Genomic DNA, 19225 nt, shown 5'->3' on the forward strand with positions numbered 1-19225 from the left:
CGCGCATGAGGCCGGGTGTTGTTCGGTATCGTTAGTCGGATGGCTAACCCCTTGGCGCCGATGTAGGATCGCGGCTGCGGTTGCGGAAGATAGATAGAGAGCGCTGTTCAGGCGCCGCATCTGGAGGAGACGAGTGGCCTACACGTTGGAGGTGCGCGATGTGTCGCTGCGCTTTGGCGGCGTCCGAGCGCTGACCGAGGTCAGCTTCGGCGTCAACAAGGGCGAATTGTTCTCGATCATCGGCCCGAACGGCGCCGGCAAGACCTCGATCGTCAATTGCATTTCGGGCCGCTACAAGCCGACCGAAGGCCGGCTGTTTTATGGCGACAAGGATATCACCGGGCTCAACCCGAACACCCGCGCCTCGCTCGGCATCGGCCGCACCTTCCAGAATCTGGCGCTGTTCCACCACATGAGCGTGCTCGACAACATCATGGTCGGGCGGCACCACCTGCTGAAGAACAATTTCATCACCGGCTCGCTGTACTGGCTGACCGGCGCCCGGCGCGAGGAACTGGCGCATCGCCGCAAGGTGGAGGAGATCATCGATTTCCTCGACCTGCAGCCGGTGCGCAAGGCGACCGCCGGCACCCTGCCCTACGGCTTGCGCAAGCGCGTCGAACTTGCGCGCGCGATGGCGCTGGAGCCGCAACTGATCCTGCTCGACGAACCGATGGCCGGCATGAACTTCGAGGAAAAGGAGGACATGGCGCGCTACGTCGTCGATCTCAACGAAGAGTTCGGCATGACAGTCGTGATGATTGAGCACGACATGGGCGTGGTGATGGACATTTCCCACCGCGTGATGGTGCTGGATTTCGGCCGCAAGATCGCCGAAGGCGATCCGGCCGCGGTGCTGGCCAATCCCCACGTCAAGCGCGCCTATCTCGGCGAAGAGGACGACGTTCTAGTCGATCCGGACGATACCCCGGCGCCCGCGGAGAGCGTGGCATGATGGATTACGCCGGACGCGCCGCGGAAGCCGACACGTTTCCGAAGCTGTTGCGGCTCAACGCGAAACAGCACGGCCGCGAAATCGCGTTGCGCGAAAAGGACCTCGGGCTGTGGCGCGTCTTTACCTGGAACGACTACCAGCGCCGCGTCAATGACTTCGCCCTCGGCATGCTCGAACTCGGCATCGGACGCGGCGACGTCGTCGGCATCATCGGCGACAACCGGCCGGACTGGGTCGCTGCGGAAATCGCCACCCACGCCATCGGCGGCATGAGCCTTGGCCTTTATCGCGACGTGCTGGACGAGGAAGCGGCCTACCTGCTCAGTTACGGCGAGGCCAAACTGGTGTTCGCCGAGGACGAGGAGCAGGTCGACAAGCTGCTCGCGCTCGCCGATCGCGCGCCCAACCTCCGGCATATCGTCTATTCCGATCCGCGCGGCATGCGAAAATACCGCGATCCGCGGCTGATGGCAGCCGACAAGCTCGCCAGCCTCGGTCGCGACCGCGCCGCGCGCGAGCCTGGCCTCTACGACCGGCTGGTCGATGCGAGCCGCGGCGAGGACGTCGCGATCCTCTGCACCACCTCGGGCACCACGGCCCACCCCAAGCTGGCGATGCTGGCGGCCGGGCGGGTGCTGCGGCATTGCGCGAGCTATCTCGCCTTTGACCCCAAGGGGCCAGACGACGAGTACGTCTCGGTGCTGCCGCTTCCCTGGATCATGGAGCAGGTCTACGTGCTCGGCAAAGGGCTGCTCTGCCGGATGAAGATCAATTTCGTCGAAGAGCCCGAAACCATGATGCACGATTTCCGCGAGATCGCGCCGACCTTCGTGCTGTTCGCGCCGCGGGTCTGGGAATCGATCGCCGCCGACGTTCGCGCCGGCGTGATGGACTCCTCGCCGCTGAAGCAGAGGCTCTACGACATCGGCATGAAGGCGGGGCTTTCGTCGCTGGCGCGGGGCAGGCATTCGATGCTCGCCGACCAGTTGCTGTTTCGCGCGTTGCGCGACAGGCTCGGCTTCACCCGGCTGCGCTCGGCCGCAACCGGAGGTGCCGCGCTCGGGCCGGATACCTTCAAGTTCTTCCAGGCGATGGGCGTGCCGCTGCGCACTCTCTACGGCCAGACCGAATTGCTCGGCGCCTACACGCTGCATCCCCTCGGCAAGGTCGATCCCGATACGACCGGCGTGCCGATGGCGGATGACGTCCAGATCCGCATCGACAATCCCGATATCAACGGCGTCGGCGAGATCGTCGTACGTCATCCCAACATGTTCCTGGGCTACTACAAGAATCCGGAAGCCTCTACCGCCGACGTCCAGGACGGCTGGATGCACTCCGGCGACGCTGGGTACTTCAACAGCCAGCGTCAGCTCGTGGTCATCGACCGCATCAAGGATCTCGCCGAAACCTCCCTCGGCGAACGCTTCTCGCCGCAATATGTCGAGAACAAGCTGAAGTTCTCACCCTACATCGCCGAGACGGTGGTGCTCGGCGCCGGCCGCGACAGGCTGGCGGCGATGATCTGCATTCGCTATTCCATCATCTCGAAATGGGCGGAAAAAAACCGGATCTCGTTCACGACTTATACCGACCTCGCCTCGCGCCCGGAAGTTTACGCGCTTTTGCGCAAGGAGGTCGAAGGCGTCAACGCCACGCTGCCGCCGGCGCAGCGCATTTCCCGCTTCCTGCTGCTTTACAAGGAACTCGACGCCGACGACGGCGAACTGACCCGGACCCGCAAGGTCCGCCGCAGCGTCATCAACGAGAAGTACGCCGGCATTATCGACGCGATTTACGACGGCGCGAGCGAAATCCCGGTCGACACCGTGATCCGTTTCCAGGATGGCACCACCCAGCGAATCCGCACCACGCTCAGAGTGGTCGATCTCGGCGGTGACGCGCCGATGGCAGAGGCCGCGGAATGAACACCCAGCTTCTGATCCAGCTGCTGATCAACGGCCTCGTGGTCGGCACGCTCTACGGCGTGGTCGCGATGTCGTTCGTGCTGATCTACAAGGCGACGCAGGTGGTGAACTTCGCGCAGGGCGAACTGCTGCTGGTCGGCGCCTGGGTGTGCTGGTGGCTGCTCACCAAGTACCAGGTGCCGTTCTATCTGGGCATGCCGATCACGCTAGTCTTCATGTTCCTGTTCGGCATCGCCATCCAGATCGTCATCCTGCGCCCGATGATCGGCGAGCCGATCATCTCGGTGATCATGGTGACGATCGCGCTCTCGACGGTGTTTTCCGCGCTGATGAAATGGATGTTCGGCGTCAACCTGCAGCCGTTCCCGCGCATCTTCGAAACCCAGAATATCAATATCCTCGGATTGCAGGTCCAGACCGTCTACCTGATGAGTCTCGCCGTATCGCTGGCGATGATGGTCGGGATGGCTTGGTTCTTCCGCCTCTCCAAATACGGTCTTGCCATGCGCGCAACCGCGTTCAACCAGCAGGTGGCGCAGTCGCTCGGCATTTCCGTGAAAAGCGTGTTTGCGATGGCCTGGGCGATCTCGGCGACGGTTTCGGCGGTTGCGGGCGTGGTGGTGGCCGTCGTCAACGGCGTTTCGGCAGGCTTGTCCGCCTACGGCGTCAAGGTGTTTCCGGCGGCGATCCTGGGCGGCCTCGACAGCGTCGGCGGCGCGGTCCTGGGCGGCATCATCATCGGCCTTCTGGAGAACTTTGCGCACTTTCTCGACAGCGAGTACCTGCATTGGGGCAATCTCTACGAAATCGCGCCGTTCTACGCGCTCATCATCATCCTGATGATCAAGCCGTACGGCCTGTTCGGCACCAAAGACATCGAGCGGGTGTAACCAATAATGGCAGGCCCGACCCTCATTCCCGCCGGCGATTTCCGCACCAGCTACGCGGCCGACACCACCGTGTTTCCGACCGCGACCAGCCGCAACGCCATGATCGCCGGCATCGTGCTCATCTGCTTTGCGCCGCATGTCCTCAACGAATACAGCCTCAGCCTGCTGATCCAGATCGGGATCTTCGGCATCGCCGCGCTCGGCCTCAACATCGTCGTCGGTTTCACCGGCCAGATCTCGATCGGCCATGCCGCATTCTTCGGTTTCGGCGCCTTCACATCAGCCTATCTCTCGAATCGGTTCGGCATCCCCGTGTTCTTCTGCATTCCGCTCGCTGGCATCGTGACGGCGGCAGTCGGACTGGTCTTCGGCCTGCCCGCGGCGCGGCTGAAGGGGCTCTATCTGGCGATCGCCACGCTGGCGGCGCAGTACATCCTGCTCGACTTCTTCGCGCGCGCGGAATGGTTCACCGGCGGCAGCGTTCCGGCCAGCGCCGAGCCGTTCTCGATCTTGGGCTTTTCGCTGCGCGGCGACAAGAAGTACTTCTATGTCGTGCTGGCCTATGTCGTCGTCTGCTACCTGCTGGTCACGAATCTGATCCGTTCACGAGACGGGAGAGCGCTGATCGCGGTGCGCGATCACTACCTGTCCGCCGAGATGATGGGCATAAACCTGACCAAGTACCGCACGCTGTCGTTCGGCCTCGCGGCTTTCTTTGCCGGCGTCGGCGGCGCGCTCTATGCGCATTACAACCAGGTGGTTTCAAACGAAGGCTTCGGAATCGATCGCTCGATCATCTTCCTGGCGATGATCATCATCGGCGGGCTCGGCTCGATCATGGGCACGCTGATGGGAACGGCCTTCATGGTGCTGCTGCCGGAATCGATGGAATGGCTGAGCGTCGCGCTGCGCGGCAGCGCGATCGACCAGTTTCTGGGACTGAAGAACAACATCGCGTTCCTGCGCGAGATGGCGATCGGCATCATCATCATCGTCTTCCTGGTTTTCGAACCGGATGGGCTTGCCCACCGCTGGCGGCAGATCAAGGCGTACTGGAAACTCTACCCGTTCTCGCATTGAGGTCGGAACGGGACCAACGGACAATGAGAGACCTCGAGAAGCAAACCGGAGGATTACGGCCATGAAGATGAAGACGCTGCTGAACACCGCCTCGCTGGCGCTGCTGCTGGCGAGCGCTGCGACGACGTCCCAGGCCCAGATTGCACTGGGACACCTGACCGACTATTCGGGCCCCACCTCGGACGTCGGAACGCCGTTCGGGCAGGGTGTGGCGGACACCTACGCCTGGATCAACAAGAACGGCGGCATCAACGGCGCCAAGGTCAACCTCGATACCGTCGACTATGGCTATCAGGTGCCGCGCGCGATCGCCCAGTACAAGAAATGGTCAGGCGCCGACAAGGTCGCCGCCATTCTCGGCTGGGGCACCGCCGACACCGAAGCGCTCACGGCATTCCTTGCCGAGGACAAGATCCCCGACATTTCGGCGTCCTACGCCGCAGCGCTCTCCGACCCGACCGGCGCCGGCGGCAAGGCGAAGCCCGCGCCCTACAATTTCTTCTATGGCCCGAGCTATTCGGACGCGGTTCGCGGCATGCTGACCTGGGCCGCGGACGACTGGAAGGCCAAGGGCAAGCCCGGCAAGCCGAAATACGTTCACATGGGAGCCAACCATCCCTATCCAAACGCACCGAAAGCCGCCGGTGAAGCCATTGCCGCCGAACTCGGCTTCGATCTGTTGCCGCCGATCGTGTTTGCGTTGACGCCCGGCGACTACAGCGCGCAGTGCCTGACCTTGAAGAGCTCCGGGGCGAACTATGCCTATCTCGGCAACACCGCCGGCTCGAACATCTCCGTGCTCAACGCCTGCAAGGCGGCGGGCGTCGACGTCCAGTTCCTCGGCAACGTCTGGGGCATGGACGAGAACGCGGCCAAGGCCGCCGGCGCCGCCGCCGATGGCGTGGTGTTCCCGCTGCGCACCGCGGTGGCATGGGGCGGCAACGCTCCTGGCATGAAGACCATGATGGAAATATCCAAGATGTCGGACGCGGCCGGAACGGCCTACCGTCCGGTGCATTACCTCGCCGGAATCTGCACCGCGCTCTACTTGAAAGAAGCCGTCGAATGGGCCGCCAAGAACGGCGGCGCCACCGGCGAGAACGTCAAGAAGGGCTTCTATCAGAAAAAGGATTGGGTGCCGGCCGGATCGGAGGGCGTCTGCAACCCCTCGACCTTCACCGAGAAGGACCACCGCGGCACGCTCAAGGTCGATCTCTATCGCATGAAGATCGCCGGCGCGACCGACGCCCCGCTCAATGACCTCGTCAAGAACGGCGGCATCAAGCTCGACAAGGTGAAGACGATCGACCTGCCGCGCAAGGCCGAGTGGCTCGGCTGGTGAAGTCAGAAGAAGCGCCTGTAGGCGCTTCAACGCTCAACTGTCATCCCCCGCGAAAGCGGGGGATCCAGTACGCCGCGGCGTATCGGTCGATCGCAGGCTCCTCTGGAATACTGGATCGCCCGCCCCAGTGCGCAATTGCGCACAAGCGCGGGTGATGACGGCAGTGGATGGAGCAAAGGACTCGCTCCCCTAATAACTCCCGGATCGAGAAACATGACTGAAACGACCGAAGTCAATCGTCGCACACCGGCACAAGCCACAGGGGCGCTCCTCAGCGTCCGCAACATCGAGGTGGTCTATGACAAGGTCATCCTGGTGCTGCGTGGCCTGAGCCTCGAGGTGCCGAAGGGCGCCATCGTAGCGCTGCTTGGCGCCAATGGCGCCGGCAAATCGACGACGCTGAAGGCGATCTCAGGACTGCTCAAGACCGAGGATGGCGAGGTCATCCGCGGCGAGATCGTCTTCGACGGCGAGCGCATCAACGGCATCGATCCCGACAAGATCGTCCGCCGCGGCGTCTTTCAGGTGATGGAAGGCCGCCGCATCATTTCCGACATGACGTCGATCGAGAATTTGAAGCTCGGCGCCTTTACCCGCACCGACGACGGGATCGCCGGCGACATCGACATGGTGTTCCGGTATTTCCCGCGCCTCAAGGAGCGCACCGGGCTGGCCGGCTATTTGTCCGGCGGCGAACAGCAGATGCTGGCGATCGGCCGCGCGCTGATGGCGCGACCTAAGATGATCCTGATGGACGAGCCGTCGATGGGGCTTTCGCCCCTCCTCGTCAAGGAAGTGTTCGCGATCATCAGCGAGATCAACCGCGACCTCGGCGTCACCATCCTGCTGGTGGAGCAGAATGCGCGCGCCGCCCTTTCCGTCGCGAGCCACGGCTACATCATGGAGCAGGGCAAGGTCGTGCTCGACGGCACGGCCGAGGAGTTGCGCAACAATGAGGACGTCAAGGAGTTCTACCTTGGCGGCGCCGGCGACCAGCGCAAGAGTTTCAAGAACCTGAAAAGTTTCAAGCGGCGAAAGCGGTGGCTGTGAGCGCCGCCAGATTGTCAGCCGAGCACCTGCTCCGCTTCGCTGACCGCGCAAAGCACATGGTAGAACGAGGACGCCGGGATGGTGGCGACCAGCGAGTTGCCGTCGCGGTCGAATTGGTCGTACCAGCCGCCGGCAACGGGATGGCTGAGGTAATGCCGTTCGAGCCGCGCCAATGCCGCGCGGGCTTCGTCCGCGGCGCCCGCCTCGCCGGCCTCGGCCTGCGCGATCCAAGCCTTGGCGATTTCGGTCTGCGGCCACAGCCGCCGGGTATGCCGCTTGATCTTGCCGCTGGCGTCGCCGAGATCGACCAGGCAGCCGGTCGCGGCGTCACGATAGCGCAGCGCCGAGGCCAGCAATTCGCCGCGGTAGCGGCCGGTCGGGCAGCCCGTGATGCGTTCAAAACCCTTCAAGAGCCAGGCCCATTCGGCCTGGTGCCCCGGCTCGACGCTGACCGGCTCGATCCTCGACCAGTCCTCCTCGAAATACTCGCCGAGCACCTGCCGCTGCTTGTCATAGAGGTTGGCCAGGAACAGCGCGAAGAAATCACCGGCCCGGTTCTGGAACACCGCATCATGCGTGGCGTCGAACGCCGCGATCATGGCCTCGAACAGATGCATGTGCGGATTCTGTCGCCGTGGCATCGACGCCGGCAACCCTTCGACAACGCCGCCGTGAGGCGAGCGAAGCTGGGTGTCGAGGAAATGGCACAGTCCGTCGATCTCGGAACGGATCTGGGCGTCGGGCTCGAGCCCGTAGACAGTGGCCAGCGCCAGCAGCACAAAGGCGTGGTCGTAGGAGTCGCGCCGCGCATCCAGCACCGTGCTGTCCGGATTCAGCGTGTGGACAAAGCCCGGCCTGCCGTCGGGGGCTTTCGCCTTGGCCAGCAGGTGATCAAGTCCCTTCAGCGCGATCGCGCGGCCATCCGGATACCAGTCCAGTTGCGCCGCCCTGGCAAAGCAATAGATCTGGCGCGCCTGCACGAAAACCCGCCGCGGCGCCGACGCATCGGCGCGGCCGTCCGGATCGAGCCGATCGACAAAGCCGCCCGCCTGGTTGTCCCAGCCTTCGCCGGACCACAGCGGCAAGCATCGCTCGATCATGCGAAGCTTCAGCTTGCCGACGATATCGGCGTAAAGGCCGGGATCTGCTGTGGCAGCGGTAGGTCCTTCAGCCATTGCGTCCCCTGGAACATCGGCCAACCCGGTAGCCGCCGTCTGATACCACGTCCGGGGCGGCACGCAATCGGCGCCAACTTTGGGTACTAGCCATGAGCGACCACTACGACGCGCTCGAGACGCGCGACCCGGCCCAGCGCGAGGCGGAGCTGTTTTCGCGGCTCCCGGACATCCTGCGCAAGGCGATGGCCGCACCGGCCTATGCCGAACGCCTGAAAGGCGTCAACCCGGCTGCGGTGACAAGCCGGGCCGAACTGGCGCGCTTGCCGGTGCTGCGCAAGTCGGACCTCCCTGCCCTGCACAAGGCCGCTCCGCCCTTTGGCGGTTTCGTGACGGCGTCTCCGGGATCATTCGGACGATTGTTTACCTCTCCGGGCCCGATTTTCGAACCCGAGCCTTTGCATGCCGACCCCTGGCGCGGCGCGCGGGCGCTGTTTGCCGCCGGCTTCCGGCCTGGCAACGTGGTGCTGAACACGTTCAGCTACCATTTGACGCCTGGCGGCTTCATTTTCGACGCCTCGGCGCGGGCGCTCGGCTGCGCCGTGATCCCGGCGGGCCCCGGTAATACCGAACAGCAATTCGAGCTGATCGAGGCCTATCGGCCGGTCGGCTATAGCGGGACGCCGGATTTCCTCAAGATATTGCTGGACGCGGCCGCAAGCACGGGCCGCGACGTCTCCTCGATCAAGCGGGCGCTGGTATCCGGCGCGGCCTTTCCGAAATCGCTGCAGGACGAAGTCAGGTCGCGCGGCGTCGAGGCCTATCAGGCGTTCGGCACCGCCGACCTCGGCATGGTCGCGTTCGAGACCCCGGCGCGCGAGGGCATGGTCGTCAACGAGGACCTGATCATGGAGATCGTGCGGCCCGGCACCGGCGATCCGGTCGCACCCGGTGACGTCGGCGAAATCGTTGTCACCTCGCTCGACCCGCATCATCCCTGGATCCGGCTCGCGCTCGGCGATCTCACTGCAGCGCTGCCGGGGATAAGCCCATGCGGGCGCACCAACATGCGCATCAAGGGCTGGATGGGCCGCGCCGACCAGACCACCAAGGTCAAGGGCATGTTCGTGCGGCCCGAGCAGATCGCCGAGATCGGCAAGCGCCATCCCGGGATTGGGCGGCTCCGCCTCGTCGTGACGCGATCCGGCGAGAATGATCTGATGACGCTGAAGGCGGAGACGGCCTCGCCCGGCGAAAACCTTCAGAACGAACTGGCCGCGAGCCTGCGCGCGGTGACGAAACTCGGCGGCAAGGTCGAACTGGTCGCTGCAGCCTCGCTGCCGAACGACGGCAAGGTGATCTCGGACGAGCGTTAAGGCGCGCCATTCATCGCTGAACCCTCGGTTGCCCCAAGGCAGTCAGGGCGGCTATATTGCGAATGTCGGCGTCAATCGACCTCAAACTCCGAGCTTGTCTTGCAGATTTCACACAGCCGGAAAACCAGCCGCGACGAGACAACGTCGCCGAGCCGATGATGTCACGACCGGCAACTGCTGACGACCCGTCCGGAGAGCGGATGACTAGCAAGAAGGAAAAGCCGAGGGTGCTCGTGACGGGCGCCGGCGGCTTCGTGGGGCGGCATCTCGTTCCCTATCTTTGCTCACTGGGCTACCGGGTGATCGCCGCCTCGCGGGAGGCGGCCGCTTTCGACGATCCGAACATCGCCGTCGCGCCACTTCCGGATCTCTCGCAGTCGTTCGACTGGCAACCGCTTTTGGAACAATGCGACGCCGTGGTTCACCTTGCAGGCGTCGCCCACAAGGTTGTCGACGACGAGATCTTCGACCGCGTCATTCATCGCGCGACCGCGGCGCTGGCGCAGGCAATATCACGCAGCGGCGAAAAACACCTGGTATTCGTTTCATCGATCGCAGCCCAGTCGGGCTCCTCTGCCGATCATGAACTGACCGAGGATGACCCTCCGGCGCCGGTCAATGCGTACGGACGATCCAAGCTCGCCGCCGAACAGGCGATCCGCGCCGCAGGCATTTCGTTCACTATCCTGCGCCCGGTCGTGATCTATGGCCACGGCGAGAAGGGAAACTTTGCGACCATCCACCGGCTTTCGCGCCTGCCGGTCCCGCTCCCCTTCGGGGCGCTGGTCGCGCCGCGATCCGTCTTGTCGATCCGGAATTTTTGCTCGGCCGTGGCGACGGCGCTAAACAGTCCGCACGCACGGGGAGAAACCTTCATCGTCTCGGATCCTGGGCCGGTCACGGTCGCAGACCTCATCGCGCGCTATCGCGAAAGCCTCGGCAGGCCTGCCTGGCTGATGCCGGTACCCCCGGGTTGGATCAAGGCCGCGCTCAAGGCCGCCGGCCAGGGCACGGTTTGGCAACGAATTGGCCAGCCCCTTGTGGCCCCACCGACCAAGCTGCTTGCGATCGGCTGGGAGCCGTCCTGACCGATTCGCTTTGGAAACGGACGCGCCCCGGGGCCGTTCATGGGCCGATGGGAGCCTTGCACGATCACCTCCCCTGCCGTATCTAACAATCCGAAAATAGAGGCGTTTTCGGGCAAGAAGCCGGAACCGGTTGCCCCTTTGGACCCGCCAGATTGCCAGACAACAGCCACCTCACCATCGCTGAAAACGACACGATCGAGCAGGCATTCCAGCGGCTCAACGCCAACATGCTGGGAATCCTGTTCGCCCGTGACGCGCAGGGGCGCGTCATCGGAGCCGTCACGGACGGCGACATCCGCCGCCGGCTGCTGACCGGCATATCGATCCAGGGCGAGGTCTCAAGCTGCATCAACCGTGACTTCGTCTGGGCGCGCGCCGGCGCAGCTCGCGAACAGATACTCAAGCTGCTGGACCAGCGGGTACACGTCGTCCCTATCCTCGACGCCGACGGGCGGCTGGTGGACGTGTTCAGCCGTGACCTGTTCAATCTCGGCGAGGAAGGCGAAGTATTCGCCCGCGCCCGTTCACCGGTACGAATCAGCTTCTCGGGCGGCGGCACCGATCTCACCCACTATTTCGTCGACAATGACGGCGGCTCCGTCATCAACGCCACCATTGCGATGTACGCGCATGCAACGCTGCGGCGGCGAAACGACAACCGGATCAAGATCTACTCCCATGACTTCCGCTCCACGGTCGAGGCCGACAATCTCGCCAAGCTTGGCAGCGAAGGCGAACTGGCGCTGATCAAATCGGTGATCCGACTGATCCAGCCGGCCTACGGTTTCGATCTCGACGTATCGGCCGACTTTCCGGTGGGTTCGGGCCTCGGCGGTTCGGCGGTGGTGTCGTCCGCCATCATCGGCTGCTTCAACGAATTCCGATCTGATCGATGGGACCGCCACGAGATCGCGGAAATGGCCTTTCAGGCCGAGCGGTTGATGCTGAACATTCCCGGCGGCTGGCAGGACCAGTACGCCACGGTTTTCGGCGGCTTCAATCACATGGAGTTCTCGTCGGAGCAGAACACCATCGTGCCGCTCCGCCTCGAGCCCAACATCATCGCCGAACTCGAGGAAAGCCTGGTGCTGTGCTACACGGGCTTCAACCATGAATCCGGTTCGATTCATCGGGACCAGAAAGAGCAGCACGAAACCAGCGCCGCGGTGGCAGCCGCAGCCCGGCAGAAGCAGGTGACGCGCGAAATCCGGCATCACCTGCTGCGCGGACAGTTGCTGGAGTGCGGCCGCCTGATCGACGAGGCATGGCATGCCAAGCGCAGCATGAGTTCGCTCATCACTTCCAGCGAACTGGATGCGATCTATGATCTAGCGAAAGCCAACGGCGCGGTCGGCGGCAAGCTCCTGGGCGCCGGCGGCGGCGGTTATTTCATCTTCTTCGTCCGCCCGTTCCACCGCTATCCATTGATTACGGCGCTTGAGCACAACGGCCTGTCCTGCTCCCGTATCGCGTTCGAGGAAACCGGCTTGCGAACCTGGAAGTCTCGAATCCCCGGCGCACCGAAGCGCTATGGCGCGCAGAACCAGGCATACCGAGACCGTCCATGAACTCAACCACCCGTGCGGCTGCGATCCGGATTGGCGAGCGTTCGATCGGCGACGGCCAACCCTGCTACGTCATCGCCGAAGTCGGCAACAACCACAACGGCGATGTCGATCGCGCCATTGCGCTGGTCGACGCCGCGGTCGCAGCCGGCGCTGATTGCGCCAAGTTCCAGATGCGCAAGCTGGACGAGGTTTACCGCGCGTCGAGTCTTTCGGGAAAAGACGACGACCTCGCCGTCGAATACACCCTCGACCTGTTGCGTCGTTTCGAACTGACCACCGATCAGCAGCGCCGCATGGCGGCCTATTGCGCCTTCAAAGGAATTCAATACCTCTGCACGCCCTGGGATGCGTCAAGCGTCGCCACCCTCGAGACATTCGGGGTTCAGGCCTACAAGGTCGCCTCCGCCGACCTGACCAACCTGCCCCTGTTGGCAAGGCTGGTCGCCACCGGGAAGCCGCTGATCGTCTCGACCGGCATGAGCACATCAGATGAAATACGCGCGGCGGCGAACTTTCTCGACGCCCGTTCGGCGCAATACGTGCTGCTGCATTGCCAGAGCACCTACCCCGCGGCACTCCACAACATTCACCTGCGCTTCATGGAAACGTTGCGGGAAATACATCCCCTGGTTGGCTATTCCGGCCACGAGCGCGGGACTGCGGTTTCGATCGGCGCGGTCGCCATGGGCGCGGTCGTGATCGAGCGCCACATCACGCTCGATCGCGAGATGGAGGGCCCCGACCACGCCGCCAGTCTCGAGCCCGGGGAGTTCAAGGCGCTGGTATCTGGCATTCGCGAGTTGGAAGCCGCGCGCGGCGACAAGCTTGCCGCGCGTGCGCTGAGCCAGGGCGAACTGATCAACCGCGAGAACCTTGCCAAGAGCCTGGTGGCGGCCCGCGACCTGCCGGCCGGCACGGTCGTCACCGACAGCGACGTCGCCGTCAGGAGCCCGGGCCAGGGCCTCTCGCCGCTCAGAATGCCCGACCTGATCGGCAAGCGCATTGGCCGCGCGATGGCCAGGGACGATTACTTCTTTCAGAGCGACCTCGACGATGGCGCCGCGACGGCGCGCCGATATCGCTTCGACCGGCCGTGGGGCGTGCCGGTTCGCTATCACGACGCCCAACGGTTCCTCGAAATCTGCCAGCCTGACATCATCGAGTTTCATCTCAGCTACAGCGACATGGAGCGCGATCCGGCGGCCTATCTCTCCGGCCGTTACGAACTGGACTTCGTGGTGCATGCACCCGAGCTGTTCGCCGGCAGCAAGCTGATGGATCTGGCGACCCCGGACGAAGGCCTGCGCCGCTATTCGCTGCAGCAAACCCAGGCCGTCATCGACATCACGCGGGGCCTGAAGAAGTTTTTTCCACGGACCAGCCGCCCGCCGATCGTCGCCAATGTCGGCGGCTTCACGATGGACAAGCCGCTGTCGCCGGAACGGAAGGCGGAGTGCTATCGCATCTTCGCCGCCAGCCTCGCGGAGCTCGACCTCGACGGCGTCGAACTGATTCCGCAGACCATGGCGCCGTTCCCATGGCATTTCGGCGGACAGCGTCACCAGAACATATTCATTCTTCCGGACGAATCGGCCGCGTTCTGCGCCAGGCATAACTTGCGGATGTGCGTTGACATCTCCCACACCAAGCTTGCCGCCAATCATTTCGGCTTCGATTTCGCCGAGGGGCTCGCACAGCTCGGTCCCCATACCGCCCATCTTCACCTCGGCGACGCCAGGGGTCTTGACGGCGAAGGCCTTCAGGTCGGCGAGGGCGAGATCGACTTCGACCAGGTCGGCGCCATCCTGCGCAAGCACGCGCCGCACGCTTCGTTCATTCCCGAGATCTGGCAGGGCCACAAGAATACGGGCAAGGGTTTCTGGACCGCGCTGGAGCGCCTCGAGGGTCGCCTATGACGAGGCACACGTCCCGGCGAACGCTGGCCGTGATCGCGGCGCGTGGCGGATCCAAGGGAATCCCGCAAAAGAACCTGATCGATCTGTGCGGCAAGCCGCTGATTGCCTGGACCGTGTTGCAGGCGGCCGCGGCGCGTGGCGTCGACGTCGTCGCGGTCTCCTCCGACAGCGACGACATTCTTGCCGCCGCGGAGGCCGCCGGCGCCATCGGAGTCCGGCGTCCCGACGACATCTCCGGCGATCTCGCATCGTCGGAATCGGCATGGCTGCACGCGCTGGAACACCTTGATGGAACGCTTGGCCCGTTCGAACGGCTTGTCGCCTTGCAGGCGACGTCGCCGATCCGCGAGCCCGGCGATATCGAGCAGGCGCTCGCTACGTTCGAGCGCGAAGCGCTCGACAGCCTGCTCTCGGTCTGCGAGGTCGAGGACTACTTCAACTGGCGCGTCGGCGACAACGGGCCGGAGCCGATCAACTACGATTTTCGTAACCGGCGGATGCGACAGCAGATCGAAAAGCGGTATTTGGAAAACGGCTCGTTCTATGTTCTCGTCCCCTCGCTGCTGCGCGAACAGAACAACCGGCTCGGCGGCAAGATCGGAATGCACTTGATGGAGCGTCACAAAATGTTCCAGATCGACCGCCCGGAAGATATCAAGCTCTGTGCCGCCATCATGCGCAGCTACGGCTATGCATAATCCCGCGGCATTCTCCCTTGAGGGCAAGACCGCCGTCGTCACCGGCGCCTCGCGCGGCATCGGCGCCGCAATTGCGGTCGGCCTCCAGGCGAGCGGCGCAAAGGTTTTCGGCATCAGCCGAACCGGGACGGCACCCGCGTCCATCACGGCGATCAAATGCGACCTGGCCGATGACGCCGCGATCCAGGCCGTGTTCGACGGCCTTTCGCGCGGCGGCGAACGGCTCGACATCCTTGTCAATGCGGCAGGCGTCAGCCTCCCTGCATCGGCGACCGCGAGCGAACTCAAGCGATTCCGCGATACGCTGGCGATCGACCTGAGCGGCGTCTATGCGACGATCCTTGCTGCCTATCCCTTGCTGAAGAAGGCCGGCGGCGGCGCCATCATCAATGTCACCAGCATCAACTCGGTGCGCGGCTTTCCCGGAAACCCCGGCTATGTCGCGGCCAAGGCGGGCCTGGCCGGCCTCACCCGCGCGCTTGCCGCGGACTATGCCGGCGACGGCATTCGCGTCAACGCGCTCGCGCCCGGCTATGTCGCAACCGATATGACGGCAAAAAGCTTCTCCGATCCCGCGATGCATGAGGAGCGCCGCCGCCACACCATGCTGGGTCGCTGGGGCAACCCGGACGATCTGGCCGGCGCTGCCGTGTTTCTGGCGTCGTCCGCGTCAGCCTATGTCACCGGCCAGGAATTGTTCGTTGACGGCGGCTGGACCAGCAAGGGCCTCGCGATCAGGGTGGACGGCGGGACGTGACGGCGCTCGAACGCATCGGTTTTATGCAAGGAAGGCTGTCGGCCATGGTCGACGGCAAGATCCAGGCTTTCCCCTGGACCGAATGGCGCGAAGAATTTTCCCGCGCCCGCGCGCTTGGCCTGCCCCGGATCGAATGGACCATCGACCAGCACCGGCTGCCGGAAAACCCGCTGAATACCCCGGCAGGGCAGCAGGAAATCCGCGAACTCTCGCGCCGTCACGGCGTCAAGACAGCCAGCCTGACCGGCGATTGCTTCATGCAGTCGCCGTTCTGGAAAACCGACGGCGAGACACAGAAGTCGCTGGTGGGCGATCTCGATCTGGTCCTTGCCTCCTGCGCTACGCTCGGCATCGAATTCGTCGTCATTCCGCTGGTCGACAACGGCAGGATCGAGAACGACGCGCAGGCCGAGACCTTGCTGCGCGTGCTGCTCGAGCGCACCGCCTCCTTGTCGAAGCAGGGCGTCAAGATCGTCTTCGAATCCGATCTGCCGCCAGCTCCGCTCACCCGATTCATCGACGCCTTTCCTCGCGCGGCATTCGGCATCAATTACGACATCGGCAACAGCGCCGCGCTCGGTCATGATTGTGCCGAGGAAATCTCAGCCTACGCGTCGCGCATTCTCAATGTGCATGTGAAGGATCGCCTGCGCGGCGGCACCACCGTGCCGCTCGGCACGGGCGCGGCGGACCTGGCCAAAGCCATACGGCTGATCGAGCAGTCCGGTTACCGCGGTCAGTACATTCTTCAAACGGCTCGGGCTGCCGACGGTGACCATGCCGGGGTGCTGGCCGGATATCGCGACATGACCGTGCGTTGGATCGAGGACGCCAGGCCATGAAACTCGAGATTGAAGGCCGCATCGCGTTGGTGGTCGGCGCGAGCCGCGGCATCGGCTTTGCGATCGCTGACACGCTGGCCGCCGAAGGCGCCAAGGTTGCTATGGCGGCGCGCGGCATTGATGGCCTCAAATCGGCCGCCGCAAGAATCGGCCCCGACGCCTCGTTCCATGTCGCCGACGTGACCGACCCCAGTTCCGCGCAGGCGCTGGTCAACGACGTCGAGAAGCAGTGGGGCCGGATCGACATCCTCGTCTGCAACGTCGGCAGCGGAACCTCGGTGCCGCCGGGCGCGGAGACCGCGGCGGAGTGGTCGCGGGTGATGGATGTCAACCTGTTCGCCGCCACCAACACCATCAGCGCCGCCCGCCCCGTGATGACCCGTGGCAGCGGCGATCGCGCGATCGTCTGCGTATCCTCGATTTGCGGGCTCGCCGCGCTCGGCGCGCCCGTGACCTACTCCGCGGCCAAAGCGGCCTTGAATGCAACCGTGCGGGGCCTAGCCCGGCCATTGGCACGCGAGGGCATCCGCATCAACGCCGTTGCCCCCGGAAACATTCTTGTACCTGATGGTGTCTGGATGCGCAGGATTGCCGAGGACAAATCCGCCGTGGACGAGATGCTGGCACGCGAAGTGCCGCTGCACCGGCTCGGCAAGCCGGAAGAGGTCGCCGACGTCGTCGCCTTTCTCGTCTCGCCTCGCGCGGCGTTCGTTACCGGCACCGTGATCGTGGCCGACGGCGGCCAATTGCGGGCTTGAAAAGGAGGCGCTGCATGACGGCCGCATTTGCGCGATACGACCTGCGAGGACGCACCGCGCTCGTCACCGGCGCCGGTGGATTGCTGGGACGCCAACACGTCGCCGCGCTGGTCGAGGCGGGCGCGCGCGTGGTGGTCAGCGACATCGGATCAGCCCAGGCCGACGCAACGATCGCCGCGGTAAAGACCGTCACCCCCTCAGCGGATCTCGTGCCCATCGTGATCGACGTGACGTCGCCAACCTCGGTCGGTACCGCCGGCGATGATCTCACCGGCCGCGGGATCATGGTCGATATCCTCGTCAACAACGCCGCGATTGATCCGAAGGTCACATCGAGCCCGGGCGTGATGCATTCGTCCCGTTTCGAGGCCTTTCCGGTGCCGCAATGGCAGACCGAAATCGCGGTAGGACTTACTGGCGCAATGCTGTGCTCGCAGGTCTTTGGCGGCGCGATGGCCAGGCGCGGGCGCGGCGTGATTCTCAACATCGCGTCCGATCTCGGCGTGATCGCGCCGGACCAGCGGCTGTACCGGCAGGCCGACATCGTCAGGGACGAAGAGCAGCCGGTAAAACCCGTGACCTACTCGGTCATCAAGCACGGCCTGATCGGACTGACCAAGTACCTCGCGACCTACTGGGCGGACCAGGGCGTCCGCGTCAACGCGATCTCGCCGGGCGGCGTTTTCAACCATCAGGATCCGGCTTTCGTCGAACGGCTGACGCGCCTGATCCCGATGGGGCGGATGGCCCAGGTCGACGAATATCGGGCCGCCATTCAGTTCCTCTGCTCGGACGCATCGAGTTACATGACCGGCCAGAACATGATCATGGACGGCGGCCGGAGCGTATGGTGAGATGAATTTCGTTGCATGCTTCTCTTCTGACCTGTTTCCCTTGCATTTAAGAATAAGGGGAAATAACGCTCTTTGAGACAGTGACGTGAGGATTCGTGAAATTGAGGCTTCCCAGCACCGCGCCGGATGCGGGTAGCGTATTCAGGTTCGTTATGCCGCCGCTCTGGGATTCGAGGCGGCTGATTGCGGTGTGCGTTATCATCACGGCTGTGCTGGTCTTCTTCCTGACAACATTCAGCCGGACCGACATTTTTAGCGGTCGCGCCGTTCTGACCATTGGCCTGGCGCCTGCCAGCAGCTTCCTGGCCCAGCGAAGCGGGCCTGCGATCGCGCCCATCGAAACGCCGCGGCAAACGGTGGCCAGGTTGTCCGATCCAGCCTTCAAGAACCAGTTACTCAAGCGGGCCGCATTCGACCCAGTAACAGCGTCGATTTCTCGAGCGATGGTGACTGCAAGCCTGCGCGGAATCTTGCCGAACAGCGGCCGAGATGTACCTATCGAGTTGTCCGCGGGCTCAGCCGCCGATGTTCGGGCGGCTTTTCGTGCGATCGCAGCGGAAGTTTCCGAATTGCACGACGCGCTTCTGGATCGACAGATACGGATATTGCAGGACAAGATCGACGGAAACAAAGACCGGATCGCCACGTTGGAGAGGCGCTTTGGCAAACCGAGCGATCGGATCCTCAGCAGGCCGCAGGTCGAAAAGATCGGGCCGCCAAATTCTCGGGTCGCCCGCAAGCCCGCCACGGTGGTCTCGGTGTGGAGCGACCTGCACGCCTTGGTGAGCAGCGACACCACGTTGCGACAGCTAAGCGAGCCAAGCGTCCTGCGCGACGAGCCTGACAGCATTGTCATCACATACCGTTCGATTGAAGGGCTGCGCGCTTCCCTCCTGGCCGGCGCTGGGATGCTCATCGCGATGATCATCCTTACGATCGCGGTCAGTCCACGACGTCGACCACCTGAAGATTGAGCAAACCTGGCCGGCGATGACGCTGGCGGAAGGC

17 protein-coding genes are annotated in these 19225 nt (G+C 63.9%); 16 read left to right on the top strand and 1 reads right to left on the bottom strand.

Annotated elements, in window-relative coordinates:
- The first annotated feature begins 133 nt into the window (after positions 1–133).
- The 6 genes from Q0D31_RS08540 (at position 134) to Q0D31_RS08565 (ending at position 7245) form a co-directional block, all read left to right on the top strand.
- The gene (locus Q0D31_RS08540; RefSeq protein ID WP_291848402.1) at positions 134–955 is read left to right on the top strand and encodes an ABC transporter ATP-binding protein; all 822 of its coding nucleotides are present in this window, start codon (positions 134–136) and stop codon (positions 953–955) included.
- Positions 952–2883 carry a long-chain fatty acid--CoA ligase gene (locus tag Q0D31_RS08545; protein ID WP_291848405.1) on the top strand — a complete coding sequence of 644 codons (1932 nt, stop codon included), beginning with the start codon at positions 952–954 and terminating at the stop codon, positions 2881–2883. The genes Q0D31_RS08540 and Q0D31_RS08545 overlap by 4 nt, the downstream gene beginning before the upstream one ends.
- Positions 2880–3773, top strand: coding sequence for a branched-chain amino acid ABC transporter permease (locus Q0D31_RS08550; RefSeq protein WP_291848408.1), 894 nt, complete (start codon positions 2880–2882; stop codon positions 3771–3773). The genes Q0D31_RS08545 and Q0D31_RS08550 overlap by 4 nt, the downstream gene beginning before the upstream one ends.
- 6 nt (positions 3774–3779) lie before the next feature.
- The gene (locus tag Q0D31_RS08555; protein WP_291848410.1) at positions 3780–4853 is read left to right on the top strand and encodes a branched-chain amino acid ABC transporter permease; all 1074 of its coding nucleotides are present in this window, start codon (positions 3780–3782) and stop codon (positions 4851–4853) included.
- A gap of 61 nt (positions 4854–4914) precedes the next feature.
- Complete coding sequence (locus tag Q0D31_RS08560) at positions 4915–6195, top strand: ABC transporter substrate-binding protein (RefSeq protein WP_291848413.1); 1281 nt, start codon at positions 4915–4917, stop codon at positions 6193–6195.
- A gap of 213 nt (positions 6196–6408) precedes the next feature.
- Positions 6409–7245: an ABC transporter ATP-binding protein gene (locus tag Q0D31_RS08565; RefSeq protein ID WP_291848416.1), complete on the top strand. Its 837-nt coding sequence runs from the start codon at positions 6409–6411 to the stop codon at positions 7243–7245.
- 14 nt (positions 7246–7259) lie between these two features.
- Here Q0D31_RS08565 and Q0D31_RS08570 read toward each other — a convergent pair whose 3' ends face one another.
- Positions 7260–8420, bottom strand: a complete 1161-nt coding sequence (locus Q0D31_RS08570) for an AGE family epimerase/isomerase (RefSeq protein WP_291848419.1) — start codon at positions 8418–8420, stop codon at positions 7260–7262.
- 92 nt (positions 8421–8512) lie between these two features.
- Here Q0D31_RS08570 and Q0D31_RS08575 point away from each other — a divergent pair, with 92 nt between their 5' ends.
- The 10 genes from Q0D31_RS08575 to Q0D31_RS08620 all read left to right on the top strand — a co-directional run bounded on the left by Q0D31_RS08575 (position 8513) and on the right by Q0D31_RS08620 (position 19191).
- Positions 8513–9736, top strand: coding sequence for an AMP-binding protein (locus Q0D31_RS08575; protein ID WP_291848424.1), 1224 nt, complete (start codon positions 8513–8515; stop codon positions 9734–9736).
- A 62-nt stretch (positions 9737–9798) separates the two neighbouring features.
- Positions 9799–10824: an NAD-dependent epimerase/dehydratase family protein gene (locus Q0D31_RS08580; protein WP_291848427.1), complete on the top strand. Its 1026-nt coding sequence runs from the start codon at positions 9799–9801 to the stop codon at positions 10822–10824.
- 152 nt (positions 10825–10976) lie between these two features.
- The gene (locus tag Q0D31_RS08585; RefSeq protein ID WP_291848430.1) at positions 10977–12392 is read left to right on the top strand and encodes a CBS domain-containing protein; all 1416 of its coding nucleotides are present in this window, start codon (positions 10977–10979) and stop codon (positions 12390–12392) included.
- Complete coding sequence (locus Q0D31_RS08590) at positions 12389–14308, top strand: N-acetylneuraminate synthase family protein (RefSeq protein WP_291848433.1); 1920 nt, start codon at positions 12389–12391, stop codon at positions 14306–14308. Before Q0D31_RS08585 ends, Q0D31_RS08590 begins: the two co-directional genes overlap by 4 nt.
- Positions 14305–15006, top strand: coding sequence for an acylneuraminate cytidylyltransferase family protein (locus Q0D31_RS08595; protein WP_291848436.1), 702 nt, complete (start codon positions 14305–14307; stop codon positions 15004–15006). Before Q0D31_RS08590 ends, Q0D31_RS08595 begins: the two co-directional genes overlap by 4 nt.
- Entirely contained in the window at positions 14999–15763 is a 765-nt protein-coding gene (locus Q0D31_RS08600; protein ID WP_291848439.1) for an SDR family oxidoreductase, read from the top strand. Before Q0D31_RS08595 ends, Q0D31_RS08600 begins: the two co-directional genes overlap by 8 nt.
- 44 nt (positions 15764–15807) lie before the next feature.
- A complete protein-coding gene (locus Q0D31_RS08605; protein WP_291848442.1) occupies positions 15808–16605 on the top strand; it encodes a TIM barrel protein in 798 nt (265 codons plus the stop codon).
- Positions 16602–17363, top strand: a complete 762-nt coding sequence (locus Q0D31_RS08610) for an SDR family NAD(P)-dependent oxidoreductase (protein ID WP_291848445.1) — start codon at positions 16602–16604, stop codon at positions 17361–17363. Before Q0D31_RS08605 ends, Q0D31_RS08610 begins: the two co-directional genes overlap by 4 nt.
- A 14-nt stretch (positions 17364–17377) precedes the next feature.
- The gene (locus Q0D31_RS08615) at positions 17378–18217 is read left to right on the top strand and encodes an SDR family oxidoreductase (protein WP_291848448.1); all 840 of its coding nucleotides are present in this window, start codon (positions 17378–17380) and stop codon (positions 18215–18217) included.
- Between the two features lie 95 nt (positions 18218–18312).
- Positions 18313–19191, top strand: a complete 879-nt coding sequence (locus Q0D31_RS08620; protein ID WP_291848451.1) for a hypothetical protein — start codon at positions 18313–18315, stop codon at positions 19189–19191.
- The last annotated feature ends 34 nt before the right edge of the window (positions 19192–19225 follow it).

Source organism: Bradyrhizobium sp. (assembly GCF_022844465.1).
In the GTDB taxonomy this organism is placed as follows: domain Bacteria; phylum Pseudomonadota; class Alphaproteobacteria; order Rhizobiales; family Xanthobacteraceae; genus Bradyrhizobium.

What these genes read in the sequence shown, in the direction of transcription:
- Q0D31_RS08595 (WP_291848436.1), top strand. Translation starts at nt 14,305, where the DNA reads ATGACGAGGCACACGTCCCGGCGAACGCTGGCCGTGATCGCGGCGCGT.
- Q0D31_RS08605 (WP_291848442.1), top strand. Translation starts at nt 15,808, where the DNA reads ATGGTCGACGGCAAGATCCAGGCTTTCCCCTGGACCGAATGGCGCGAA.
- Q0D31_RS08570 (WP_291848419.1), bottom strand. Translation starts at nt 8,420, where the DNA reads ATGGCTGAAGGACCTACCGCTGCCACAGCAGATCCCGGCCTTTACGCC.
- Q0D31_RS08545 (WP_291848405.1), top strand. Translation starts at nt 952, where the DNA reads ATGATGGATTACGCCGGACGCGCCGCGGAAGCCGACACGTTTCCGAAG.
- Q0D31_RS08565 (WP_291848416.1), top strand. Translation starts at nt 6,409, where the DNA reads ATGACTGAAACGACCGAAGTCAATCGTCGCACACCGGCACAAGCCACA.
- Q0D31_RS08550 (WP_291848408.1), top strand. Translation starts at nt 2,880, where the DNA reads ATGAACACCCAGCTTCTGATCCAGCTGCTGATCAACGGCCTCGTGGTC.
- Q0D31_RS08610 (WP_291848445.1), top strand. Translation starts at nt 16,602, where the DNA reads ATGAAACTCGAGATTGAAGGCCGCATCGCGTTGGTGGTCGGCGCGAGC.
- Q0D31_RS08580 (WP_291848427.1), top strand. Translation starts at nt 9,799, where the DNA reads ATGTCGGCGTCAATCGACCTCAAACTCCGAGCTTGTCTTGCAGATTTC.
- Q0D31_RS08615 (WP_291848448.1), top strand. Translation starts at nt 17,378, where the DNA reads ATGACGGCCGCATTTGCGCGATACGACCTGCGAGGACGCACCGCGCTC.
- Q0D31_RS08575 (WP_291848424.1), top strand. Translation starts at nt 8,513, where the DNA reads ATGAGCGACCACTACGACGCGCTCGAGACGCGCGACCCGGCCCAGCGC.
- Q0D31_RS08560 (WP_291848413.1), top strand. Translation starts at nt 4,915, where the DNA reads ATGAAGATGAAGACGCTGCTGAACACCGCCTCGCTGGCGCTGCTGCTG.
- Q0D31_RS08600 (WP_291848439.1), top strand. Translation starts at nt 14,999, where the DNA reads ATGCATAATCCCGCGGCATTCTCCCTTGAGGGCAAGACCGCCGTCGTC.
- Q0D31_RS08590 (WP_291848433.1), top strand. Translation starts at nt 12,389, where the DNA reads ATGAACTCAACCACCCGTGCGGCTGCGATCCGGATTGGCGAGCGTTCG.
- Q0D31_RS08555 (WP_291848410.1), top strand. Translation starts at nt 3,780, where the DNA reads ATGGCAGGCCCGACCCTCATTCCCGCCGGCGATTTCCGCACCAGCTAC.